The sequence below is a fragment of the Microbacterium allomyrinae genome, from assembly GCF_020682705.1.
Lineage (GTDB): Bacteria > Actinomycetota > Actinomycetes > Actinomycetales > Microbacteriaceae > Microbacterium > Microbacterium allomyrinae.
Genome location: NZ_JAGTTN010000003.1, coordinates 521,979 through 542,027, shown reverse-complemented (window position 1 = coordinate 542,027; position 20,049 = coordinate 521,979). Strand labels below are relative to the sequence as shown.

Below are 20,049 nucleotides of genomic sequence, written 5' to 3'. Positions count from 1 at the left end.
GCGGGTTACTGTGTCACTGAGCGGCTCGCCGCTGAACTGGGGATTTGTTGTCGAACGGCGGGTCCCGGCGTGGGGCCCGACTTGGGGGACGGCCCGACTCCGGTGGCTCGCCACGTATAGAACCGATCGTGAGTCGCATGCCTCCCACGACCCTCTCCGACGCACCCGTCGCAACCGATGTTGCGGCAACGCGAGGTCGCGCGCCGGCCTGGGAAATCGTCGCGCCCGCGCCCGTCGCCGTCGCGGTCTTCATCGACCGCGCCGCCTCCGTGCACCGTATCAACCGGATCGCGGTCGTGTCTCTGCCGATCGGGGTGCTGGTCTCGATTGTGACGACGACCGACCCGAACTGGTGGCATCTCCACTTCTCGCAGCTGGGAACCTTCGGAGATGCCTCGAGCAGGGTCTTCAATTCGACGATGCTCTTCGCCGGCTTCTTCCTTGCCGTGTATGGCGTCTTCGTGGGCCTCGCACTGCCCGCGGGGACAGGGCGGCGCACCTCTCGCGCGTTCCGCACCGCGGTCGCGTCTGCCGGGACCCACCTGACCGTGATCGGCCTCATTCCCCTCTCGGTGAGCGTCGAACTGCACGACATCGCGGCGACCGGGCTCGGCCTGTCGTTCCTCGCGGTGGTGGTGATCGCTCTCACCATCCCCGGCCGCACGCGCCGGTTCCGGCGGGCTACTGCGCTGTGCGTCGCCCTGCTCGCCACAGGAATGGTCGTGCTGGCCTCGGGGCTCATCACGCTCGCCCTCTTCGAGTTCGTGGCCTTCGTCTCGATGGGCATCTGGCTGACGGCCCTGCCCCGCGCCCTCGCCACGCGGCGGCCGGTCGACGTTCGGATTCCGACGAGAGACACGGCGACGCACGCCGACGGCGACCGAGAATGGATGTCATGGCAGAACCCGCGGCCCGTCCCGTCACCGTCGCGATCGAACGACGCGTCGACCCATCCCGTACCGCTGAGGCCACGAGTTGGATGCAGGCGGGCACCGACCTCGCGTCCGGCTTTCCGGGCTTCCTCGGCTCGGGCTGGGTCCGCGCCGGCGAAGGGAGCGACCTCTGGTACATGCTCTACCGCTTCGGCGACATCCCGACGCTCGAGGATTGGGAGCAGTCACCGCAGCGCGAATGGTGGCTGGATTCAGGGCGCGCCTTCGCTCGCGAGGTGCGAAGCGAACGTCGGACCGGCATCGAGGGCTGGTTCGATGCACCGCTCGCGTCCCATGTCGAGCCACGACACTCCGGCGATGCGTCCGCCCCGCGGACCGGCCCCGTCCACCAGCCCATCCCGCTCGCGCCGCCCCGATGGAAGCAGGCGGTCACGATCTGGCTCGGCTTCTTCCCCACGAACCTCCTCGCATCGTGGCTTCTCGGGTTCGTCCCCGGCTTCGGCGAGTGGCCGCTGATCGCGCGCGTGCTGCTGGCGACGGTGCTGTTGACACCGGTGATGACGTATGCCGTCCTTCCGTGGGTGACCCGGATGCTGCGGCCCTGGTTGCAGCGCGGCACCTGAGCCGGATCGGCGGCGGTACGGCATCCGTCACCGAATCTTGACGCGCCGATCACCCGTGGCGCTGGGTCGCAGTCGTAATCTGACGTTGTGCGCACCGTGAATTCCTCGTCGCTGCCGGATTCCGCAGCCCCGACGCCCGGTCGCCGGGCGGAGTCCGAAGCGGTCTATTCCGCTCTGATCGCCGGCGTGATCGGCGCGATCTACGGCCTGCTGGTCGGCCTGTTCGCGCCGGATCTGCAGCTGGCCGGCGAGGCGGACTCGTTCGCGGTGTGGGCCGCGTGCGGCGCGGCCGTGGTCGCAGCGGTCGTCTCGTCGATCGAGTACTGGCGTGCCCGCTATCGTCCCGGGCAGGAGTGGCGTCTCACGTTGCCGCCGTGGAAGTTCATCGTCAACGCGGTCTCTGTGGTCGTCGTGCACGCGGCGCTCGCCTTCGTCGCGGTGTACGCGCTGTACCGGGTGCTTGCGATGGGCTTCATCGGACTGCCGATCGTCACGTTCTGGGCCGTGGTGCTGATGTCGGTGACCCTCGGCCTCACGACCTGGATCGTGTTCCTCTCGGTCTCGTCGATGACCACGCAGCGCATGTCGTCGCTGCTGCTCGCGTTCATCGCGATCGGCACACTGACGGCGATGGTCACGACGCCCGATCCGAAATGGTGGACGATCCACTTCAGCCACCTCGGCACCTTCGAGGAAGACCTGTCGAGCTGGGTGTTCAACGGCACCCTGATCGCCGCCGGCCTGCTGGTGACGACCTTCGCCGTCTACATCGCCAACGACATGCGGGCCCTCGCCGAGGCGGGTGTGCTCGGAAACCCCCGCGGGCCGCGCATCGTCCCAGTGCTCTTCGCGGTGATGGGGATCATGCTCGCGTGCGTCGGCGTCTTCCCCGTCGATGTGAATCTCGCGCTGCACAACCTCTCGGCATCCGGCATGGCGGCGATGTTCCTGGTGCTGCTGATCGGCGGGCCGAAGTTCCTCGCCGGGATGCCCCGGACCTACTTCGTGTCGTCGTGGGCGTTCCTGGGCGCGATGGTCGCGTCGGTCGTGCTGTTCATCCCCGCGATCGGCTACTTCTCGCTCACGGCGTTCGAGATCATCGTGTTCGCGCTGATCTTCGGCTGGATCGCGGTCTTCATCCGCTTCCTCGGCGTCGCCGGTCAGCGGAACTGACGAGCGAGCGGATGCCGCGACCTCCGCATTGCGAGGGTCGCGGCACCTCGCTACGAGCGGTCGTCCGACGAGTCGTGCTCGTCCGCTGACCCGTCGCGCGGTTCGCTGTCGTCGAGCGGGATGCCGTGTTCGTCGGTGTCGTTCTCGACGGTGCCGTGCTCCTCGGTGCCGGTCTCGACGGTGCCGTTCTCGACGGTGCCGTGCTCCTCGGTGCCGTTCTCGACGGTGCCGTGCTCCTCGGTGCCGGTCTCGACGGTGCCGTTCTCCTCGGTGCCGTGCTCGCTTTCGACCGAGTCTGCTGCGGGCTCGTCCGCGTGGGAGTCCTCGCGATCCGCCTCGGCTCCGTCGGCTTCGCCGGATTCCTCAACAGTGCGTTCATCGGATTCCGTGGCGGAGGCATCGTGCTCGTCCGCGACGTCGGCATCGGTCGCGGTGTCCGGCGCCGGCTCGGCGTCCGACTCCGGCTCGGCTTCCGCCGCCTGTTCCGCATCGTCCGGCGCGGCCTCGTCCGACGCGAACTCCGGTGCGGCCTCGTCCGACGCGAACTCCGGCGCGGCCTCGTCCGACGCGAACTCCGGCTCCGGCGCAGATGCCTCATCCGCAAGCTCGCCCCGATCGCCAGCCTCAGCCTCAGCGTCGTCACCCTCGCTCTCGGCGAGTTCAGCAGCGGCACCCGTCGCAGGCTCGTCGCCCGTGAGCGATTCGGCGCCCTCCTGCTCGTTCTCCGCGCCCGCCTCCGTGTCGGCTGCGGGCTCCTCGGCCACCGCCGTGACGGCTCCGGCGACGGCCGGGGCGTCTTCGGCGACCTCGATGTCGGGTCCTTCCTCGACGACCGGCACCGCCACAGCGGCGAGCGCTGTCGCTCCGCCCACGCCGTTGCTGCGGCGGCTGCGGCGCGTCTCGAAGCCGGCGGCGGCAGCAGCGGCCGTGGCCGCGGCACCCGCCGGTGCTCCCACGAGCGCGAGCTCGGCATCCGTCGTCGAATCGTCGTCGCCGGGCTCGGGAGCAGCCTCGCCCTCGACGACTCCGTCGCCGTCCTTGCCGCGGCGGCGCGCCTGGCGGCGCTCCTTCGCCCCCTCGACGAGGTTGTACAGCGTCGGCAGCACGAGCAGCGTCAGCACCGTCGACGACACCAGACCGCCGATCACGACGATCGCGAGCGGCTGCGAGATGAACCCGCCCTGACCCGTGATTCCCATCGCCATCGGCGTCAGCGCGAAGATCGTGGCGAGCGCCGTCATGAGGATCGGGCGAAGACGTCGCGAACCGCCGGCGACAGTGGCGTCGTGGGCCGACAGCCCCTTCGTCCGGTACTGGTTCACGAGGTCGACGAGCACGATCGCGTTCGTCACGACGATGCCGATGAGCATCAGCACGCCGATGAGCGATGCGACGCCGAGCGGCACACCGGTGATGATCTGCAGCAGGATCGCGCCGGTGGCCGCGAAGGGCACCGACACGAGCAGCAGCAGCGGCTGACGCAGCGACTTGAACGTCGCGACCATCACGATGTAGACGATCAGGATCGCCGCGAGCAGTGCGAGGCCGAGCTGCGAGAACGCATCCTGCTGCTGGGTCAGCACACCGCCGAGCGAGGCGCCGGCCGCGGGCGGAAGATCCGCGTCCTCGAGCGCGAGCGTCACCGACGCCGATGCTGTGGCGAGGTCGTCGGTAGAGGGCGTGACGGTCACCGTGGCGGTCCGCTGACCGCCCTCGGTCGTGATCGAGGTCGGTCCTTCGCTCTCTTCGACGGTCGCGACCTGTTCGAGCGGAATCGGACCCGCCGCGCTCGGCACGGTCATCTGCCGCAGCTCATCGAGGGAGGCGGGCGTCTCCGAGGCTGCCAGGTACACCGTGAGCGACGTGTCGTCGATCTCGACCGAGCCGATCGACTGCGGCTGCATCGTGCTCGACACGAGGGCGCCGACGGCCACCTCCGACAGGCCGAGTTCGGCAGCGGCGTCCCGATCGACGGTCACCGCGATGTACGGGAGAGATGCCGAGAGGTTGCTCGACACCTGTCCCACGCCGTCCTGTCCGTCGACCGCGGCGATCACGGCATCCGTCGCCGTCTGCAGCGTCTCGGAGTCGGGGGCGGTGACGTCGATCGCGATGTCGCTCGAGCCGAAGCCGCCGCCGGACGCTGCGACCGTGATCTCACCGGCATCGAGGTCCGCGACCGCGTCCTGCACCTCTTCGCGAAGGGCGACCTGGTCGACGCCGGGATCGGTGGTGATCGAATAGGTGATGCCGCTGCCGCCCCCCGAGAAGGCGTCGCGCAGCGCCGAGCCGCTCGAACCGATCGACACCTGCACCGTTTCGATGCCCTCGATGTCGAGGAGGACCTCCTCGACCTGCGCGGCGGCCTCCCCCTCGGCCTCGAGGCTCGGGGCGGGCCCGATGTCCTGCGTCATCGTGAACGTGTTCTGTCCGGAGTCGCCGAGGAAGTTGGTCTTCATGTACGGCGCGGCGGCGACGGTGCCTGCGAGCACGAGGAGCGCGAGGCCCAGCGTGACCCACGAGTGCTTGAGGGTCCACCGCAGGATCGGCAGATAGCTCTTCTGCAGCCGGCTGGGCGGGGCATCCGGATCCTCCGGATCGATCTGCACGCCGTCGGCGTCGAGGATCGGCTTGCCCGGACGCATGAACCAATACGCGAGCACGGGCACGATCGTGAGCGCGACGAACAGCGAGGCCGTCATCGCGATCGTCACGGTCAGCGCGAACGGACGGAACAGCTCGCCCGTGACATCGCCCACGAATGCGATCGGCAGGAACACCGCGACGGTGGTGATCGTCGACGCCGTGATCGCGGATGCGACCTCGCGCACGGCCAGCAGGATCGAGGTCTTCTTGTCGGCGTCGCCGACGTAGTGCCGTTTGATGTTCTCGATCACGACGATGGAGTCGTCGACGACTCGACCGATCGCGATCGTCAGAGCTCCGAGGGTCAGGATGTTGAGCGAGTACCCGAAGGCCTGGATGCCGATGAACGTGATCAGCACGCTGGTCGGGATCGAGATCGCCGCGACGAGCGTCGAGCGCACCGACAGCAGGAAGACGAAGATCACCAGCACCGCGAAGACGAGGCCGAGCAGTCCCTCCTTCGCGAGCGTGTCGATCGACTCCTGGATGTACGGGGCCTGGTCGAACACGACGGTGAACTCGGCGCCGTCGAGCGATTCCTCCATGTCGGGAAGGAGCGCGAGCACGCCACGCGACACGTCGACGGTGTTGGCCGACGGAAGCTTCGTCACAGCGATCGTGAGCGCGGGCTCGCCGTTGACGCGCGAGATCGTCGTGACGGGGTCCGCCTCCTGCGCGACGGCGGCGACGTCCGCGATGGTCACGAGCCCCTCACCGAACTGCTCGGCCTCGGAGGGCACGAGCGGCAGCGACCCGATCTCATCGACCGATGTCACCTTGGCGCCCGTCTGCACCGTGAGCGTCGCGCCGTCCTCGGTGATCTCGCCGCCCGGGAACAGCACGCCGTTCTGATCCAGCGCGTCACGGATCGCCTGCTGCGTGTAGCCCGTCTCCGCCAGCTTCGCCGGATCCGGCGTGATCGTGACGCGCTGCCCCACGCCGCCGACGATCTCTGCGGCGTTGACGCCGTCGACATCCTCGAGATCGGGGATGACGGATCCCTCGAGCTGCGCCTGGATGGTCGCCTCGTCGTCGTAGCCGGTCACGGCCACCTGAATGACGGGGAAGTCATCGATGCTCGCCGAGATGACGGTCGGCTGCACACCCTCGGGAAGCTGACTCTGGATGCGGTTGATCGCCTGCGTCATCTTCTGCTCGGCGGTGGCGAGGTCGGTGCCGTAGGTGAAGGACGCCTGCACGATCGAGGCGTTGGTGGTGCTCGTCGCGGTGCTCGACTCGAGCCCGGCGACGCCCTGGATGGCGGTCTCGATGGGTGTCGAGACGTCGTTGTTCACCACCTCGGGGGACGCACCCGGGTACGTCGAGACGACGATGAGCGCCGGGAACTCGATCGAGGGGATGAGCTCCTGCTTGAGATTCACGAGTGCGAGCCCGCCGAAGATGGCGGCCACGATCGTGACGAGCGCGATGAGAGCGCGGTTCTTGAGACTCAGAATGGCGAGGTTCGACACGGATGCCTTCGCTGGAATGGGTTCAGACCGCGCGCAGGCGCGCGATGGATACGGGAACGTATCGGGTTTCAGTATTTCACGGCGTTCCGCCGCGATCCGCCGCGGGCAGAGTCGCGATTCAGAGAGCGAGCGCCGTGGCGATCCCCGCGCCGAGCACGATGCCGAGACCGGCGCCCAGGACGGCGAGCGCGAGCGTGCCGAACAGGTTGAGCGCGGCATCCCTCCACCGCCCCCGCTGTGCGAGCAGCACGGATTCGACCGAGACCGTGCTGAAGGTCGTGTACCCGCCGAGCAGGCCCAGCCCCAGCGCGAGCGCGATCTCGGGCATCACCGCGGTGCCCAGGCCCGTCAGCACCCCGAGCGCGAACGAGCCCGACACGTTGACGATGAGGATGCCGAGGGGGAAGCGCCCGCCGCCGGCCGGCGTCAGCAGGCGATCGGCGACGTATCGGAGCCCCGCGCCCAGGCCACCCGAGACGGCGACGACCAACAGCAGCCACGCCCTCACTCGGCGTCCTCCGGCGCCTCGATCCGGCCGGGCCGGTCGGCGATCCGGCGTCCGGCGAAGAGTCCGACGATCGCGCCCGCGACGCCGGCGATGACGGATGCCGCGGCCAGCAGGCCCGCGAGGGCAGGCGTGGTGACCCACAGCGCCGTCTCGACCGCGAAGGCGCTGTAGGTGGTGAAGCCGCCCAGGACGCCCGTACCGAGGAACGCACGGGCGTGGGGACGCCTGTCATCGAGCCAGCCGACGACCACGCCGAGCAGCAGCGATCCGACGGCGTTGATCGCCAGGGTGACCCACGGCACGGCCGCCGGGTCGGCGATCGGGGCGAGCAGCGCCGCCCGCGCGAGGACTCCCACGACGCCGCCGACCACGACATACCCGAGGGTGCGCGCGTCGACGGGGTGGGCCACCCTTCCACGCTACTCGCGAGGGCGGCCACGGCCGGGACGCAGCAGCGCGCGGATCGCTGACTCGGGCGAGACCGACAGATCGAGCAGGTGCCCCTCGCGGTAGCGCGTGAACACGCGGGGATCGATGTACGAGCCTCGGGCGACGGCGGGCGTGTTGCCCAGTCCCTCGGCGGTCGCGCGCACCGCCAGCGCCTCCGCCCGCTTGCGGTCGACCTTCGTGTCGACCGTGCCGATGCGGGCCAGCGCCTCGGCCGCGAGGATGGTGCCGCGCAGCGTCCGGAAGTCCTTGGCAGTGAAGGAGCCTCCCGTGAGCGCACGCACGTACGCGTTCACCTCCGCCGGAGTGAGGGGCACCCGCCTCCGGCCTCGCTCCCACGCCAGCAGCGCCGACTTTGGCCTTCCGGCTGCGAGCAGCGCGACCGCGGCGGCGAGGTCGGCGTCGTCGATCTCGAGCAGCTGCCGCTTGCCGCTCTTGCCCGGAAAGGCGAGCGAGACGACGGATGCCTCGACCGAGGCGTTCCGTCGCTGCAGCGTGGTGAGACCCCTGCTGCCGTGCGCCGCGAGGTAGCGCTCGGAGCCGATCCGGGGCGCCGCCTGGTCCAGAAGCCGGAACGACACCGCCAGCACGCGCTCGCGATCGAGCGCTTCTCGGCGCAGCGATGTCGTGGCCCTGCCCCGGGCGCGCGGCAGGGCGTCGGCGAGAGCGAGCGTCCGTGCGAACTTGCCCCGGTCGCGGCCGGACGTCCAGTCCGGATGGTAGATGTACTGCCGGCGCCCGGCGTCGTCGGTCCCCACCGCCTGGATGTGACCGTCGGATCGTTCGCTGATCCAGACGCCCTCCCACGCGGGCGGGATCACGAGCGCGTGGATGCGATCGAGGTGTCGCTGCGAGGGCGAGCGCCCTTTCGCGTCGAGGTACCGAAACCCCGTACCCGCGCGCACCCGGCGGATGCCGGGATCATCGAGGGGACGAACGCGCGCGAGTCGCGGCATCCGTCACCCCCCTCTGTCCGGTCGCCGAGTGTTCGAGGCCGCGACTCAGTGGTTGCGGATCATCGAGATGAGCTCGGCCTTCTTCTTCCCCGAGTATCCCGTGATCCCCAGCTCCTTGGCACGTGTGCGCAGCTCGGGAACGGTGCGGTCGTCGAGATCCTTCGCGGTCGCGCCGCGGCGTCCGACGGTCCCGCGGCCCTGACTCGCCGCAGCGTTCGAGATGCGCGCCGCCTTCTCCTTCGAGGCCCCATCGTCGCGGAGCTCTTCGTACAGTTCGCGATCCTTGAGTGCGGATCCGCGTCCCTTCGGCATGTGCTGCTCCCTTCGTCATCGTCCGCGATCGGCGCGGACGTCACCTGCTGTCCGGTTCTCAGAGCGGCTTGCCGCCGGTGACCGGCAGGATCGCGCCCGAGGTGTACGAGGCATCCTCACTGGCGAGGTAGACGTATGCCCCGGCGAGCTCGGCCGGCTGGCCCGCTCGCCCGAGCGGAGTGTCGGTGCCGAAGGTGGCGAGCCTCTCGGCATCCCACCCCGTCGCAGGGATGAGCGGGGTCCAGATCGGGCCCGGGGCCACGCCGTTCACGCGGATGCCGCGTGGCCCGAGCTCTTCGGCGAGCGCCTTGACGAAGGCGACATGAGCGGCCTTTGTCATCGCGTAGTCGATCAGTGCCGGCGACGGGTTGAACGCCTGGATCGACGTCGTCACGATGATCGACGAGCCGGGCTTCAGGTGCGGGATCGCGGCCCGCGCGGTGAACATCGGCGCATAGAGGTTGGTGCGGAACACGCGATCGATCTCCGCGGTCTCGAGCGACTCGAGGCCGTCACGGTCCTTCTGGTAGGCCGCGTTGAGGACGAGCACATCCAATCCGCCGAGTTCGGCGACGGTGCGCTCGACGATCTCGGCGCAGAAGTCCTCGTCCTGGAGATCGCCCGCGAGAGCCAGAGCCTTCGGACCGGCTTCCGTCACCCAGCGCGCCGTCTCGTCGGCGTCGTCCTGCTCCTCGGGCAGATGCGTCAGCGCGACGTCGGCGCCCTCCCGGGCGAACGCGATCGCAACCGCGCGGCCGATGCCGGAATCCCCACCCGTCACGAGGGCTCGCCGGTCGCTCAACCGCCGGGAACCGCGGTATGAGCGCTCGCCATGATCGGGTGTGGGACGTGTCTCGTCTGTCAGGCCGGGCTGCTCCTGCTCCTGGGCGGGAAAGCCTCCGGAGTGGTGCTTCTCGGTCGGATCTGTCGGCGCCGAAGTCGTCATGACGCGACGCTACGACCGCGCCGGCTCGCGTTCACGGGGCTTGACATGCCCGGCCATCGCGACTAATCGCCGTCCGTATTCAGGCCAGTAGCACCGCCTCCGGAACCGCGTCAACCCCCTACGTCCGTCGCCGGGCGAGTGGAAGTGTCGAGATGTGCCCACGAGGCATCCGGTGCGCTACCCCGCGCATCGACAAGGAGAAGGAGAACCTCCAAATGAACCTCGCCCTGATCATCATCATCGTCGTCGCGATCGTGCTCGCGATCGTCGGCGGTCTCAACTCCGCGCTGAGCTGGCTGCTGTGGGTGGCGCTCATCGTCGGAGTGATCGCGCTCATCGCCTTCCTGTTCCGCGTCATCAGCGGCGGTCGGAGCACCTGACCCGCCACCCCGGATAGCGGATGCCGCGGCCCGGTCCCCGTGACCGCGCCGCGGCATCCGTCATTCTCGTGGAGCGACTACAGGTTCGCGTCCGCGTAGATGCGGAGCGCGTCGCGCACGAACTCGGCCCCCGCAGTGCCCCCTGCGCTCGTGGCGTAGTTGGCACCGAAGCGGGGATCGGCCACGTACATCTCGCCGAGGCCGATGACGTAGGCCTTCACGTCGCCTCCGGCTCCGGCCGCTGCGGGCGTGCCGGGGATGCCGGTCAACCACTGCACGTGGCGCTCGGCGAGAGCCTGGGCCTCGGCGCTTGCGGGCGCGATGCCGCTCTCGGCGGCCGCGATCCAGTCACGACCGAGATCCGACACCCGTTGCTGCCACGTCGCCTTCTCGTCGGCACTCATCGAGCGCCACCAGCGGTCGCTGTCGGCGTAGGCCTTCTTGCCCCAGCGCTGTTCGACCTCGTCCCGGTACCGGGTGTGGTCGAAGCCGTCGAACATGTTCTCTGCCATCAGTCGTTCACCTCCTCTCAGTGCGTCGATGGTGGTCTGGACCGATGCGATCTGTCGCGCCAGTCGGTTCTGCTCCTGCCGCAGCCACGCGAGATGGGTCTCGAGCGCGTGCGCCTCGCCCTCGCCTCGAGTGAGCACCTCGGCGATCTGCGGCAGTCCGAGTCCGAGATCGCGCAGGAGCAGAATGCGCTGCAGCCGCACGAGCGCGGTCTCGTCGTAGTGGCGGTAGCCGTTGCGGCCGATGCGGGTGGGGGCGAGCAGCCCGATGTCGTCGTAGTGGCGGAGGGTCCGGCTCGTCGTGCCGGCCAGCTTCGCGATCTGCTGGATCGCCCACTCGCGGTCCTCGTCCATGTGCCCTCCTCGATTCTCGGCGTCGTGATCTCCACGCTAAAGCTTGACGTCGCGTCAATGTCAACTGCGCTTTGAGTCGCTCATCCCACGGAGAGTAGACGACTCGCGATATATCGTGTTAGCATCGAACACGCGATATATCGCGTACCCGCACATCACTTTGGAGAACGAAATGACCCTGGAGAAGTGGATCATCCATCCGGGCGAGACGCGCGTCATCGACATCGAGACGGTGCGCTCGCTCAAAGTCGGTCTCGTCGGAGGCCAGATCGACGTCATCGCCCACGATGAGCCGGGCGCACGCATCGAAGTGCACGGCGTCACCGTCAAGGATCTCCGCATCGAGGTCACCGGCGATGCCGTCGAGATCGACCACCCGCAGCTGCGCTGGGACAACTTCCTCGAAGTGTTCCGCAACTTCGGCGCCGGCGGCCCCCGTGCCGAGATCAGCGTCGCCGTCCCTCGCTCGGTGGCTCTCAACCTCGGCGTCGTCAGCGCGAGCGCGCTGGTGGCGGGCCTGCACGACAACACGCGCCTGAACACCGTGTCGGGCGACATCATCGTCGACGGACTCACCGGAGACCTCACCGTCAACGCCGTCTCGGGCGACGTGAACGTGCGGGGCCTGGACGGCGCGCTCAACGCCAGCAGCGTCTCGGGCGACGTGGCCGCCACCGGCGCGCTGCGCAAAGCGAGCATCGAAACCGTGTCGGGCGCCATGCTCGTCGATTCCACCGGCGACCTCAACTCGGTGAGCCTCAACACCGTGAGCGGCAACGCCACGGTGCGCCTCGACGAGGGATTCCCCGCGAACTACGCGATCCGCAGCATCAGCGGCCGAGTGCAGGTCGACGGCCTCGTGCGCTCGGGCAACGGCGCCGGCCCCACCACGAACTTCGTCGGTTCGGTCGGCGAGCTGAGCGGCAGCTTCGCCGACGTGCGCGCCAACACCGTCTCGGGCGACGTCACGGTGCTTCGGCGTACGGCTCCGCACTCGACCGATGCCGCACCCGCCGCCACCGAGGACTCCAGCGCCGACGAGGGGGAATGGTGATGAGCCCCGTCTTCTCGCACGGCGACCTGCGCCTGTACCTGCTGAACCTTCTCGACGAGGGGCCGCGCCATGGATACGACATCATGCAGGCCCTGTCGGACCGCACCGGCGGTACCTACACGCCGAGCGCCGGCACCATCTATCCGCGCCTGGCGAAGCTCGAAGAGGAGGGCCTCGTCACCAAATCCGTCGATGGACGCAAGACCGTCTATGCCATCACCGAGGCCGGGCACGCCGAGGTCGAGGCCCGTTCGGGCGAACTCGAGGGCATCGAGGCCGGCCTCGCCGACTCGGTGCGCCTGATCGCCGACGAGGTGCGCGGCAGCGTCCGTGAGGCGATGAAGAGCCTGCGTGCCGATCTCGCCGCGGCGAGCGCCGAAGCGCGCACCCAGGCGAAGCAGGGTCCGCAGACCGACGACCCGCGTGTCTTCGCGCGCGAGCAGCTGCAGCGCGCCGACGCATCGGTGAACGAGTTCCGTGCTCGCGTGCGCAGCGATCTTCGCACCCACGTCGCCCGCGGCGGCGAACTCACGGCGGCATTCGTCGACGACCTGACGGCGGATCTCGACCGCATCGCCAAGGACGTCACGCGGATTCTGCGCGGCTGAATCCGGCAGAACGAAGCCGCCGTCTCTGCACGAGACGGCGGCTTCGGCCGCTCCTGGGCGCGGGCGGTCGAGCGCGGATCGATCCCTGCGGCGAGGACGCATTCCGCCCAGCCGACATCAGGGAGAGAATGAGGGCGTCTACCAGCTGGCAGACGGTCGCAGGACAGTCGAGGAGGACACCATGCAGACCGTAGAACACGAGACCTTCGCCGAGCCGACGGAGGTACGCACCTTCACGCACGGAAGGGCGGAGATCCTCAACGTGGGAGACAGCTCCATCGGACGTCTCGTCCTGGAGCCGGGCTGGCGCTGGTCGAACGACGTCAAACCGATCGCCGGGACGGACTCCTGCCTGGCACCCCATTTCCAGTACCACGTCCAAGGTCGACTCGGCATCCGCATGGACGACGGCACGGAGTTCATCGCGGGACCCGGCGACGTCACGAGTCTGCCCGAGGGCCACGATGCGTGGGTGGTGGGCGATGAGCCGGTCGTGGTCGTCGACTGGTACGGCGCGACGGACTGGGCACGGGCGGCCGAAGCCGAGAATCCAGGGACCGGCTAGGAGGCGGGCCAGATCTCCTCGTCGTCCGCGACGGGCTCACCGAGCGGCACGATCAGGATCGGTCGGTGCTGGCGGTGCGCGAGTCGTGCCCCGACCGAACCCGTGAAGAACTCGCGGATCGATTCGCCGAGCCCCCGCTTGCGCGTGCCGACGACGAGCAGCCGAGCGTCGAGCTGGTCTGCGAGATGCTTGATCGCCATCGCGGGGTCACCGACCAGCTGACGGACGCTCCACGAGACGTCGAACGTGTCGAGGACGGATGCCGCGGCATCCGTCACCTTGGCCAGCTCGCCCTCGCCCGCCGCGATGTTGATGTCGATGGGGGCGGAGTGCACATACCCGTCGGGGTCCTCGTACGTGACGAACCGCGTCACGTCGACGTGCACGACCAGAAGCGGTGCATCGAACAGCTTCGCGTAGCGCGCCGCCTCTTTGAGCACGCGCGAAGACTGATCGGGGATGACCCCCACGATGACCGCGCCATGCAGCGCCTCGTCGCTCGGAGCCGTCGGAGCGGCCTCGGATGCCTCGTCCACCATGGGTTTCGCTCCTCCCGAGCACGTCTCGGAGCGCCGCCGGCAGCCGATGGCCGGGAGCTCCGTGTTATCCTGAATGCTACTCTTACCGGCCCCGGAGCCGGCGTCGTTGCGGCGGGTACATAGATGCCCGCGACTCACAAATGAGGGGGTCTCGCATGGGGCGTGGCCGTCAAAAGGCGAAGCACACCAAGATCGCCCGCGAACTCAAGTACGACGTGCACAGCGTCAACTTCGGATCGCTCCAGCGCGAGCTCGGGCATCCCGAAGAAGACGCGTATGTCGACAAGTGGGCGGACGACTACAAGGACGAGGACGAGGACGAGACTTCGCCCGTCTCGTCGTCGCAGGCCTGACTTCACCGCGTTGCCCTTGGCAGTAGCCGCGGGCTGAATACCGTCGAGCGCTGCTCACCGGTTCCCGAGGGGACGCCCGGCTCATGAGTTCGAGGACCCGGTCGATCGACCCGGCGACTCGGGCACGCCTATCGGAGGTCTCCGGTCACTGAGCCTGGCCCGCCGCTCGCCGTGCCTGTCGAAGCGCGCGACGAGCGCGCCACCAGGCCCAGAATCGCTCGAGCTGCCGCTTGAGCCATGCCGAGGTCCGGCGAGCCCAGTGGAATTCGGTTCCGAGCACGGCGAGGCCGAGGAACACGATCAGCCACCCGGGTCCCGGAAGCGGGACGAGCAGCAGACCGCCCGCGGCGAGGATCCCGCCGATCGTGCCGACCCCGATGCGATAGGCGAGGTTCAGTCTCGGGTGCGTGTCGATCCACCCGCGGATGCGGCGCAGCATCCGCCTGATCGGCCGGTTCGGCTGCTCACCGGCGGCGACCTCGGTGCGAATCGAGCGCTCGAGCGGGGTGGTCTCGGTCGTCATGCCGCGAAGCTAACACGATATATCGCGAAGTTCCTGGGAGATTCGCGCATCGCCTCGAGGGTGACGCGCGCGAAGCGAGACGACTGCGCAGGCGCCTCACCAGGCGCCGTGGCGCTGCTCCCAGTCGTCCTCGACGGTATGCGGGCGCGCCGCGATGACCCCGACCGGAATGGCGGCTGCCACGACGCAGCCGAGCACGATCAGCGGAACCGTCCACGAGTCGGTGGCGTCGTGGAGCAGGCCGATGCCGACAGGGAAGAGCGCGGCGATCGCGTAGCCGCCGCTCTGCACGAATCCGCTGAGCGCCACCGCCCCCTCATGCGTGCGCGTGCGCAAGCCGAGCAGCACGAGCACCAGCGGGAACAGCAGCGGCGCGAGCCCGAGCAGCGCGACCCACAGCCACGGCGCCGCGGACGGCGCGAACAGCAGACCGGCGATGCCTGTGAGGCCCGTGACGACCGCCACGGCGAACAGCACACGGGTCGCGTTCCACCGCGTGACCAGCAGCGGGACGGCCAGGGATGCGGGAAGCCCCATGAATCCGAAGAGCGCCAGCAGAACTCCGGCGACGGCAGGAGTGACCCCCGCGATGTCGACGAGGATCTTCGGCAGCCACGCGAACGAGGTGTAGGCGAGAGTGCTCGACACCGCGAACCCGACGAGCAGCGCCCAGGCGATCGGCAGGCGCCACATGCGCCCGAACGCGCGCGGGCTCGTCTGCTCGATGTCATCATCGTCGCCCGAGAGGCTGGCGAGCCGGTCCGCCGATGCACGACGGACGGCGAGCCCGATCCAGGGGATCATCGCCACCAAGGCGAAGACTGCCCACAGGCCGAGCGACACGTGCCAGTCCGATGCGTCCGCCACGGGCACGGCGAGCAGCGGCGGCACGAACGTCGCGGCCGCCATCGTGGTGGAGAAGACCGTGGTCATCAGCCCGATGCGATCGGGGAAGTACCGCTTGACGAGCGGCGGAAGCAGGATGTTGCCCACCCCGACCGCGGCGAAGACGAGCGCCGTCCCGGCGAGGAGCAGGCCGGAATTCGGTGCGAGACTGCGCGCGATGAGGCCGAGCGTCACGACGATCATCGCGGCGACGGCGAGCCGCTCGAGCCCGAAACGCCGTTCCAGCGCGGGTGTCAGGAGCCCGAACACCGCGTAGCAGACCGGCGGCGCGGTGCCGATGAGACCGATCACGGCGGCCGGCAGGTCGAAGTCGGCCGAGATGTGGTCGAACAACGGTGAGAGCGACGCCACCGCGGAGCGCAGTGAGAAGGCGAACAGCACGATGCCGACGAGGGCGAGTGCCCTCCCCCGCCACAGCGGACGGGCGGAAGAGGAGGTCACTCTCCCAGCCTAGACGCGCCATGAATGCCGCAGCCCGGCGGCATCCATGGTCGTCGTCCGGGCGGCGGGCGACGCATCGGACTGTGACGGATCGGCGCGTGCCGGACATTTCTCTCTGTGATCGCGACGCCCGCCAACTGCTCGCCGGGATTGGGGCGCGATGACGGATGCCCGCGTCGTGGTGCATATGATGCCCTGGTGCCCACCCCGCCAGAATCCGACGATGCGGTCGCCCCGACCGCATCCGGCGATTCCGACGAGACGCTGCTCGATCGCGTCCGCGAGAACGACGAGGGCGCCCTCCGGACGCTCATCCGACGGCACGAGAAGAAGATGTATGCCGTCGCGCTGTCGATGACACGCAATCCTTTCGACGCCGAAGATGCCGTCGGGGCTGCGCTGCTGGAATTGTGGCGCAAGCGCGACGCGGTACGCGTCGTGGACGGTTCCGTGGTGCCGTGGCTGATCAAGGTGACCACGTTCGCCGCGAAGAACCAACTGCGGGGGCAGCGCCGTTACGCGCACCTGCTGGCACGCCTGCCTCGCCCGAACGATGTCGCCGACCATGCCGAGGAGGTCGCAAGGAACGTCGACCGGTCGACTCTCACCCACGATCTCGAGGCGGTGATCCGTTCGGCCAGCGCCACCGACGCCAGCGTGATCCTGCTGTGCCTCGTCGAGGAGATGACGCCGAGCGCGGCGGCCGAAGCGCTGGGGCTGTCGCCCTCGACCGTGAGCACGCGGCTGTCCCGTGCGAAGAAGCGGCTGCGCGCCGCGCTGGCGCATCACGACCCCCAGCTTGCGGAGGACCTCGGATGAGCGACCGCCGCCCCATGCCCCGCGCAGACGCGATCGAGGACCTCGTCGTCGCGCAGATGCGCGCCGACGTCCGCGCCGCTCGCCGCGGCAGCCGCTTCCGCCCGCCTGCGTGGTCGATCCTCGCGACGGCGGCTGCTGCATCCGTCGCGATCATCGCCGTGACCGTCTCACTCGTGATGACCCCCGCTCCCTCGTTCGCCGCCACGCCGCCGATGCTCGAGATCTCGCAGACAGAGACCACGGATGCCGCGAGCCTGCTCGCCTCGATGAGCGAGGAGCTGCGGGCGTCCGACGCGTCCGCCCCCGATGCTTCTCCCGATCAGCCCCAGCACATCGACGTGCAGACCTGGGGGCTCGTCACGACGGTCGGTGAGGACGGTGAAGAGGTGCTCCCGCCGTACGTCGCCCCCGAGAACAACGCGATCACCCGCTACCCCGACGGCTCGTGGTCCCAGGTCGTGACGGCCGGAACACCGTACGACACGCAGGGCGATCCCGTCGTGGACCCGACCCTGCCCGCGCCCGGAACTGAGCTCTGGCGCGCGGACGAGAAGGCCGGCGAGCACTATTACATGTACCCCTCCCCGATCCCGGAGGACGGCGCGGAGCTGGCACAGGTCATGCGCGACATCGGCTTCGCGGACGAGACCTCACCGAACGAATGGCTCTCTCTGGTGAACGTGCTCCTGATGGAGCAGGTGCTGAGCCCCGCAGAAGAGGCCGCCGTGCTCGACGTGCTCGCCACGCTGGATCTCGAGCTGGCGGGCACGACGACCGACAGGCTGGGCCGCGAGGCCTACGTGTTCGAGACCCCGCCCAGCGATGTCGACCTCGTCGATCGCGTCCTCATCAGCCCGAGCGGGCACATCCTCGCGATGGAGACGGTGTACGTGGGCGACGATCGCACCGACATCCCCTCTCCCGCGGTGGTCTCGTATTACGCCTGGGAAGGAAGAACCTGATGATCCGCACGCCCCTCGCCCTTCTGGCCGCGACCGCCGCGGTCGGCGCCCTGCTGCTCTCGGCCGCACCGGCGTCGGCCGCCACCCTCGCCGACCCGCTGCAGGATCGCGTGGATGCCGTCATCGCCGTGCACGGCGGCGTCCAGACCGGTGCGAACGAAGTCTCGTGGGACGACGGCGCCGTGATCCTGACCATCGCCGTCGGGGGGATCGTCGCCCAGGCGGTGGGCGGCTGCCCGAGCGGCTCCTTCTGCGCCTACTCCGGCACGTCGTACACGGGAAGCCGCCTGCAGTTCACCGCGTGCACGAGCGGCAACTCCGTCACCGCCCTCGGCACCGTCCGCTCGCTCGCGAACTCGCGCACCTCGGGCACCGTGCGCGCCTACGACGGCGCGGTGCTGAAGGCGACTCTGGCCCCGAACACCGGTCGCACCTCGGTCACCGCCGGCACGGACACGCTCAGCTGCTCCTGACCGGGCAGCGCGCAGGACGCAATCCTCGTGGCCGCCCACGCCTGCGGTGGCCGGGGCGGTGGGCGCGCTTCAGCTCTCTTGCGAGCCTTCGACCCAGGCGAGGTACTCGTCGGTGACGGTGCCGGTCACGTAGCGGCCGTCGAAGCAGCTCATGTCGAGGTCGTCGACGTCGGAGCCCTCGAGGATCGCGGCCTTCAGGTCTTCGACCTCCTGGTACACGACGAAGTCGGCGCCCAGCTCCTCGGCGATCTCGGGGATCGTGCGGCCGTGCGCGACCAGTTCGTGGCGGGACGGCATGTTGATGCCGTAGACGTGCGGGTAGCGCACGGGAGGAGCCGCCGAGGCGAACGTCACGCTCTTGGCTCCGGCATCCCGAGCCATCTGGATGATCTCTTTCGAGGTCGTCCCGCGCACGATCGAGTCGTCGATGAGCAGCACGTTCTTGCCCTTGAACTCGCTCGACATCGCATTGAGCTTCTGGCGCACGCTCTTCTTGCGCACCGCATGCCCCGGCATGATGAACGTGCGGCCGACGTAGCGGTTCTTGTAGAAGCCCTCGCGGTACTCCACACCCAGCTTGCGCGCCACCTGCATCGCTGCGGGGCGCGACGAGTCGGGGATCGGCATGACGACGTCGATCGCGTCGGTCGGCGTGTACCTCGCGATCGTGTCGGCCAGGCGGTCGCCCATGCGAAGCCGCGCCTCGTAGACGGCGATGCCGTTCATGACCGAGTCGGGGCGGGCGAGGTAGACGTACTCGAACGAGCACGGCACGAGCTTCGGGTCTGCCGCGCACTGCTTGGTGTGCAGGTTGCCTTCGAGGTCGATGAACACCGCCTCGCCCGGATCGACGTCGCGCACGACCTCGAACTCGCCGTTCTCGAGAACGAGCGACTCGCTCGTCACGACCCACTCGTAGTGGCCGTCGTCGTTCTTGCGGGTGCCGAGGATGAGGGGACGGATGCCGAACGGGTCACGGAAGGCGAGCAGCCCGTAGCCGGCGATCAGCGCGATGGTCGCGTACGACCCCTCGACGCGCTCGTGCACGCGGGTCACTGCCTGGAACACCTGCTCGGGGTCGAGTTCGAGGCCCGAGATCGAGGACTGCAGCTCGTTCGCGAGGACGTTCACGAGCAGCTCGGTGTCGGACGACGTGTTGAGGTGACGGCGGTCCTTGTGGAAGAGCTCCTCGGTGAGCTCACGCGTATTGGTGAGGTTTCCGTTGTGGACGAGGACGATGCCGTACGGCGCGTTCACGTAGAACGGCTGGGCTTCCTCCTCGTTCGAGGCGGTGCCCTTGGTGGCGTACCTCACATGGCCGAGGCCGAGGTTTCCCAGCAGCGCGCGCATGTCGCGGGTGCGGAATGCCTCGCGCACCTGTCCCTTGGCCTTGGCCATGTGGACGACGCCGTTGCGTTCGGCTGTCGCGATGCCGGTCGAGTCCTGACCCCGGTGCTGCAGGAGGAGGAGGGAGTCGTAGATCTCCTGGTTGACGGACTCACGGCCCACCATCCCGACGATTCCGCACATGGGTGTCTGCTGCTCCGTATTAGATGAGAGACGCTGATCGGCGGCGGCTGCCGCGAT

At 69.0% G+C, this 20,049-nt stretch carries 20 protein-coding genes and 3 pseudogenes; 12 read left to right on the top strand and 11 right to left on the bottom strand.

Annotated elements, in window-relative coordinates; all coding sequences use genetic code 11:
- Window positions 1–137 precede the first annotated feature (137 nt).
- From KEC57_RS19185 to KEC57_RS19180, 4 genes and pseudogenes are all read left to right on the top strand, one after another.
- Window positions 138–743, top strand: a pseudogene (locus KEC57_RS19185) (DUF998 domain-containing protein); the annotation flags it as partial.
- Window positions 744–886: 143 nt separating this feature from the next.
- Window positions 887–1,516: an antibiotic biosynthesis monooxygenase gene (locus KEC57_RS12290; protein ID WP_372457036.1), complete on the top strand. Its 630-nt coding sequence runs from the start codon at window positions 887–889 to the stop codon at window positions 1,514–1,516.
- A gap of 87 nt (window positions 1,517–1,603) precedes the next feature.
- Window positions 1,604–2,689 (top strand): DUF998 domain-containing protein, encoded by a 1,086-nt coding sequence (locus KEC57_RS12285; protein ID WP_229384900.1) that lies wholly within the window; start codon window positions 1,604–1,606, stop codon window positions 2,687–2,689.
- Between the two features lie 125 nt (window positions 2,690–2,814).
- Window positions 2,815–2,913, top strand: a pseudogene (locus KEC57_RS19180) (hypothetical protein); the annotation flags it as partial.
- Window positions 2,914–3,684: 771 nt separating this feature from the next.
- Here KEC57_RS19180 and KEC57_RS12280 read toward each other — a convergent pair.
- From KEC57_RS12280 to KEC57_RS12255, 6 genes and pseudogenes are all read right to left on the bottom strand, one after another.
- A pseudogene (locus KEC57_RS12280) lies at window positions 3,685–6,807 on the bottom strand (efflux RND transporter permease subunit); the annotation flags it as partial.
- A 118-nt stretch (window positions 6,808–6,925) separates the two neighbouring features.
- On the bottom strand, window positions 6,926–7,315 hold the full coding sequence (locus tag KEC57_RS12275; protein WP_229384899.1) for a fluoride efflux transporter FluC: 390 nt from the start codon (window positions 7,313–7,315) through the stop codon (window positions 6,926–6,928).
- Window positions 7,312–7,725: a fluoride efflux transporter FluC gene (locus tag KEC57_RS12270; RefSeq protein ID WP_229384898.1), complete on the bottom strand. Its 414-nt coding sequence runs from the start codon at window positions 7,723–7,725 to the stop codon at window positions 7,312–7,314. The genes KEC57_RS12275 and KEC57_RS12270 overlap by 4 nt, the downstream gene beginning before the upstream one ends.
- 9 nt (window positions 7,726–7,734) lie before the next feature.
- Window positions 7,735–8,718, bottom strand: a complete 984-nt coding sequence (locus KEC57_RS12265; RefSeq protein ID WP_229384897.1) for a DNA topoisomerase IB — start codon at window positions 8,716–8,718, stop codon at window positions 7,735–7,737.
- A 45-nt stretch (window positions 8,719–8,763) separates the two neighbouring features.
- A complete protein-coding gene (locus tag KEC57_RS12260) occupies window positions 8,764–9,030 on the bottom strand; it encodes a DUF7218 family protein (protein WP_229384896.1) in 267 nt (88 codons plus the stop codon).
- A 58-nt stretch (window positions 9,031–9,088) separates the two neighbouring features.
- A complete protein-coding gene (locus KEC57_RS12255) occupies window positions 9,089–9,976 on the bottom strand; it encodes an SDR family oxidoreductase (RefSeq protein WP_229384895.1) in 888 nt (295 codons plus the stop codon).
- A 215-nt stretch (window positions 9,977–10,191) separates the two neighbouring features.
- Here KEC57_RS12255 and KEC57_RS12250 point away from each other — a divergent pair, with 215 nt between their 5' ends.
- Entirely contained in the window at window positions 10,192–10,356 is a 165-nt protein-coding gene (locus tag KEC57_RS12250; RefSeq protein WP_229384894.1) for a hypothetical protein, read from the top strand.
- Between the two features lie 77 nt (window positions 10,357–10,433).
- Here KEC57_RS12250 and KEC57_RS12245 read toward each other — a convergent pair whose 3' ends face one another.
- Window positions 10,434–11,219 (bottom strand): MerR family transcriptional regulator, encoded by a 786-nt coding sequence (locus KEC57_RS12245; protein ID WP_229384893.1) that lies wholly within the window; start codon window positions 11,217–11,219, stop codon window positions 10,434–10,436.
- A gap of 172 nt (window positions 11,220–11,391) precedes the next feature.
- Here KEC57_RS12245 and KEC57_RS12240 point away from each other — a divergent pair, with 172 nt between their 5' ends.
- From KEC57_RS12240 to KEC57_RS12230, 3 genes are all read left to right on the top strand, one after another.
- Window positions 11,392–12,273 carry a DUF4097 family beta strand repeat-containing protein gene (locus KEC57_RS12240; RefSeq protein ID WP_229384892.1) on the top strand — a complete coding sequence of 294 codons (882 nt, stop codon included), beginning with the start codon at window positions 11,392–11,394 and terminating at the stop codon, window positions 12,271–12,273.
- On the top strand, window positions 12,273–12,881 hold the full coding sequence (locus KEC57_RS12235; protein ID WP_229384891.1) for a PadR family transcriptional regulator: 609 nt from the start codon (window positions 12,273–12,275) through the stop codon (window positions 12,879–12,881). The genes KEC57_RS12240 and KEC57_RS12235 overlap by 1 nt, the downstream gene beginning before the upstream one ends.
- Window positions 12,882–13,062: 181 nt before the next feature.
- Window positions 13,063–13,446 (top strand): cupin domain-containing protein, encoded by a 384-nt coding sequence (locus tag KEC57_RS12230; RefSeq protein ID WP_229384890.1) that lies wholly within the window; start codon window positions 13,063–13,065, stop codon window positions 13,444–13,446.
- On the opposite strand, the gene KEC57_RS12225 is transcribed toward KEC57_RS12230, so the two are convergent.
- Window positions 13,443–13,985, bottom strand: a complete 543-nt coding sequence (locus KEC57_RS12225; protein WP_229384889.1) for a universal stress protein — start codon at window positions 13,983–13,985, stop codon at window positions 13,443–13,445. The two genes, KEC57_RS12230 and KEC57_RS12225, sit on opposite strands and share 4 nt — an antisense overlap.
- 155 nt (window positions 13,986–14,140) lie before the next feature.
- Between KEC57_RS12225 and KEC57_RS12220 the strand changes: the two genes are divergently transcribed.
- Window positions 14,141–14,338 carry a DUF3073 domain-containing protein gene (locus KEC57_RS12220; protein ID WP_229384888.1) on the top strand — a complete coding sequence of 66 codons (198 nt, stop codon included), beginning with the start codon at window positions 14,141–14,143 and terminating at the stop codon, window positions 14,336–14,338.
- Window positions 14,339–14,483: 145 nt separating this feature from the next.
- On the opposite strand, the gene KEC57_RS12215 is transcribed toward KEC57_RS12220, so the two are convergent.
- Window positions 14,484–14,861 (bottom strand): TIGR02611 family protein, encoded by a 378-nt coding sequence (locus tag KEC57_RS12215; RefSeq protein ID WP_229384887.1) that lies wholly within the window; start codon window positions 14,859–14,861, stop codon window positions 14,484–14,486.
- Window positions 14,862–14,957: 96 nt separating this feature from the next.
- Window positions 14,958–16,208, bottom strand: a complete 1,251-nt coding sequence (locus KEC57_RS12210) for an MFS transporter (protein ID WP_229384886.1) — start codon at window positions 16,206–16,208, stop codon at window positions 14,958–14,960.
- Window positions 16,209–16,406: 198 nt separating this feature from the next.
- Between KEC57_RS12210 and KEC57_RS12205 the strand changes: the two genes are divergently transcribed.
- From KEC57_RS12205 to KEC57_RS12195, 3 genes are read left to right on the top strand one after another with little or no spacing between them, the layout of a single operon-like run.
- The gene (locus tag KEC57_RS12205) at window positions 16,407–17,027 is read left to right on the top strand and encodes an RNA polymerase sigma factor (protein WP_229384885.1); all 621 of its coding nucleotides are present in this window, start codon (window positions 16,407–16,409) and stop codon (window positions 17,025–17,027) included.
- Complete coding sequence (locus tag KEC57_RS12200; RefSeq protein WP_229384884.1) at window positions 17,024–17,989, top strand: hypothetical protein; 966 nt, start codon at window positions 17,024–17,026, stop codon at window positions 17,987–17,989. The genes KEC57_RS12205 and KEC57_RS12200 overlap by 4 nt, the downstream gene beginning before the upstream one ends.
- Window positions 17,989–18,462, top strand: coding sequence for a peptidase inhibitor family I36 protein (locus KEC57_RS12195; RefSeq protein ID WP_229384883.1), 474 nt, complete (start codon window positions 17,989–17,991; stop codon window positions 18,460–18,462). Before KEC57_RS12200 ends, KEC57_RS12195 begins: the two co-directional genes overlap by 1 nt.
- Before the next feature lie 69 nt (window positions 18,463–18,531).
- Here the strand turns inward: KEC57_RS12195 and purF are convergent, their stop codons facing one another.
- Window positions 18,532–19,992 carry an amidophosphoribosyltransferase gene (purF, locus tag KEC57_RS12190; protein ID WP_229384882.1) on the bottom strand — a complete coding sequence of 487 codons (1,461 nt, stop codon included), beginning with the start codon at window positions 19,990–19,992 and terminating at the stop codon, window positions 18,532–18,534.
- Window positions 19,993–20,049 lie beyond the last annotated feature (57 nt).

What these genes read in the sequence shown, in the direction of transcription:
- KEC57_RS12240 (WP_229384892.1), top strand. Translation starts at nt 11,392, where the DNA reads ATGACCCTGGAGAAGTGGATCATCCATCCGGGCGAGACGCGCGTCATC.
- KEC57_RS12195 (WP_229384883.1), top strand. Translation starts at nt 17,989, where the DNA reads ATGATCCGCACGCCCCTCGCCCTTCTGGCCGCGACCGCCGCGGTCGGC.
- KEC57_RS12245 (WP_229384893.1), bottom strand. Translation starts at nt 11,219, where the DNA reads ATGGACGAGGACCGCGAGTGGGCGATCCAGCAGATCGCGAAGCTGGCC.
- KEC57_RS12230 (WP_229384890.1), top strand. Translation starts at nt 13,063, where the DNA reads ATGCAGACCGTAGAACACGAGACCTTCGCCGAGCCGACGGAGGTACGC.
- KEC57_RS12265 (WP_229384897.1), bottom strand. Translation starts at nt 8,718, where the DNA reads ATGCCGCGACTCGCGCGCGTTCGTCCCCTCGATGATCCCGGCATCCGC.
- KEC57_RS12255 (WP_229384895.1), bottom strand. Translation starts at nt 9,976, where the DNA reads ATGACGACTTCGGCGCCGACAGATCCGACCGAGAAGCACCACTCCGGA.
- KEC57_RS12290 (WP_372457036.1), top strand. Translation starts at nt 887, where the DNA reads ATGGATGTCATGGCAGAACCCGCGGCCCGTCCCGTCACCGTCGCGATC.
- KEC57_RS12200 (WP_229384884.1), top strand. Translation starts at nt 17,024, where the DNA reads ATGAGCGACCGCCGCCCCATGCCCCGCGCAGACGCGATCGAGGACCTC.
- KEC57_RS12235 (WP_229384891.1), top strand. Translation starts at nt 12,273, where the DNA reads ATGAGCCCCGTCTTCTCGCACGGCGACCTGCGCCTGTACCTGCTGAAC.
- KEC57_RS12215 (WP_229384887.1), bottom strand. Translation starts at nt 14,861, where the DNA reads ATGACGACCGAGACCACCCCGCTCGAGCGCTCGATTCGCACCGAGGTC.
- KEC57_RS12250 (WP_229384894.1), top strand. Translation starts at nt 10,192, where the DNA reads ATGAACCTCGCCCTGATCATCATCATCGTCGTCGCGATCGTGCTCGCG.
- KEC57_RS12220 (WP_229384888.1), top strand. Translation starts at nt 14,141, where the DNA reads ATGGGGCGTGGCCGTCAAAAGGCGAAGCACACCAAGATCGCCCGCGAA.
- KEC57_RS12260 (WP_229384896.1), bottom strand. Translation starts at nt 9,030, where the DNA reads ATGCCGAAGGGACGCGGATCCGCACTCAAGGATCGCGAACTGTACGAA.
- KEC57_RS12225 (WP_229384889.1), bottom strand. Translation starts at nt 13,985, where the DNA reads ATGGTGGACGAGGCATCCGAGGCCGCTCCGACGGCTCCGAGCGACGAG.
- purF (WP_229384882.1), bottom strand. Translation starts at nt 19,992, where the DNA reads ATGTGCGGAATCGTCGGGATGGTGGGCCGTGAGTCCGTCAACCAGGAG.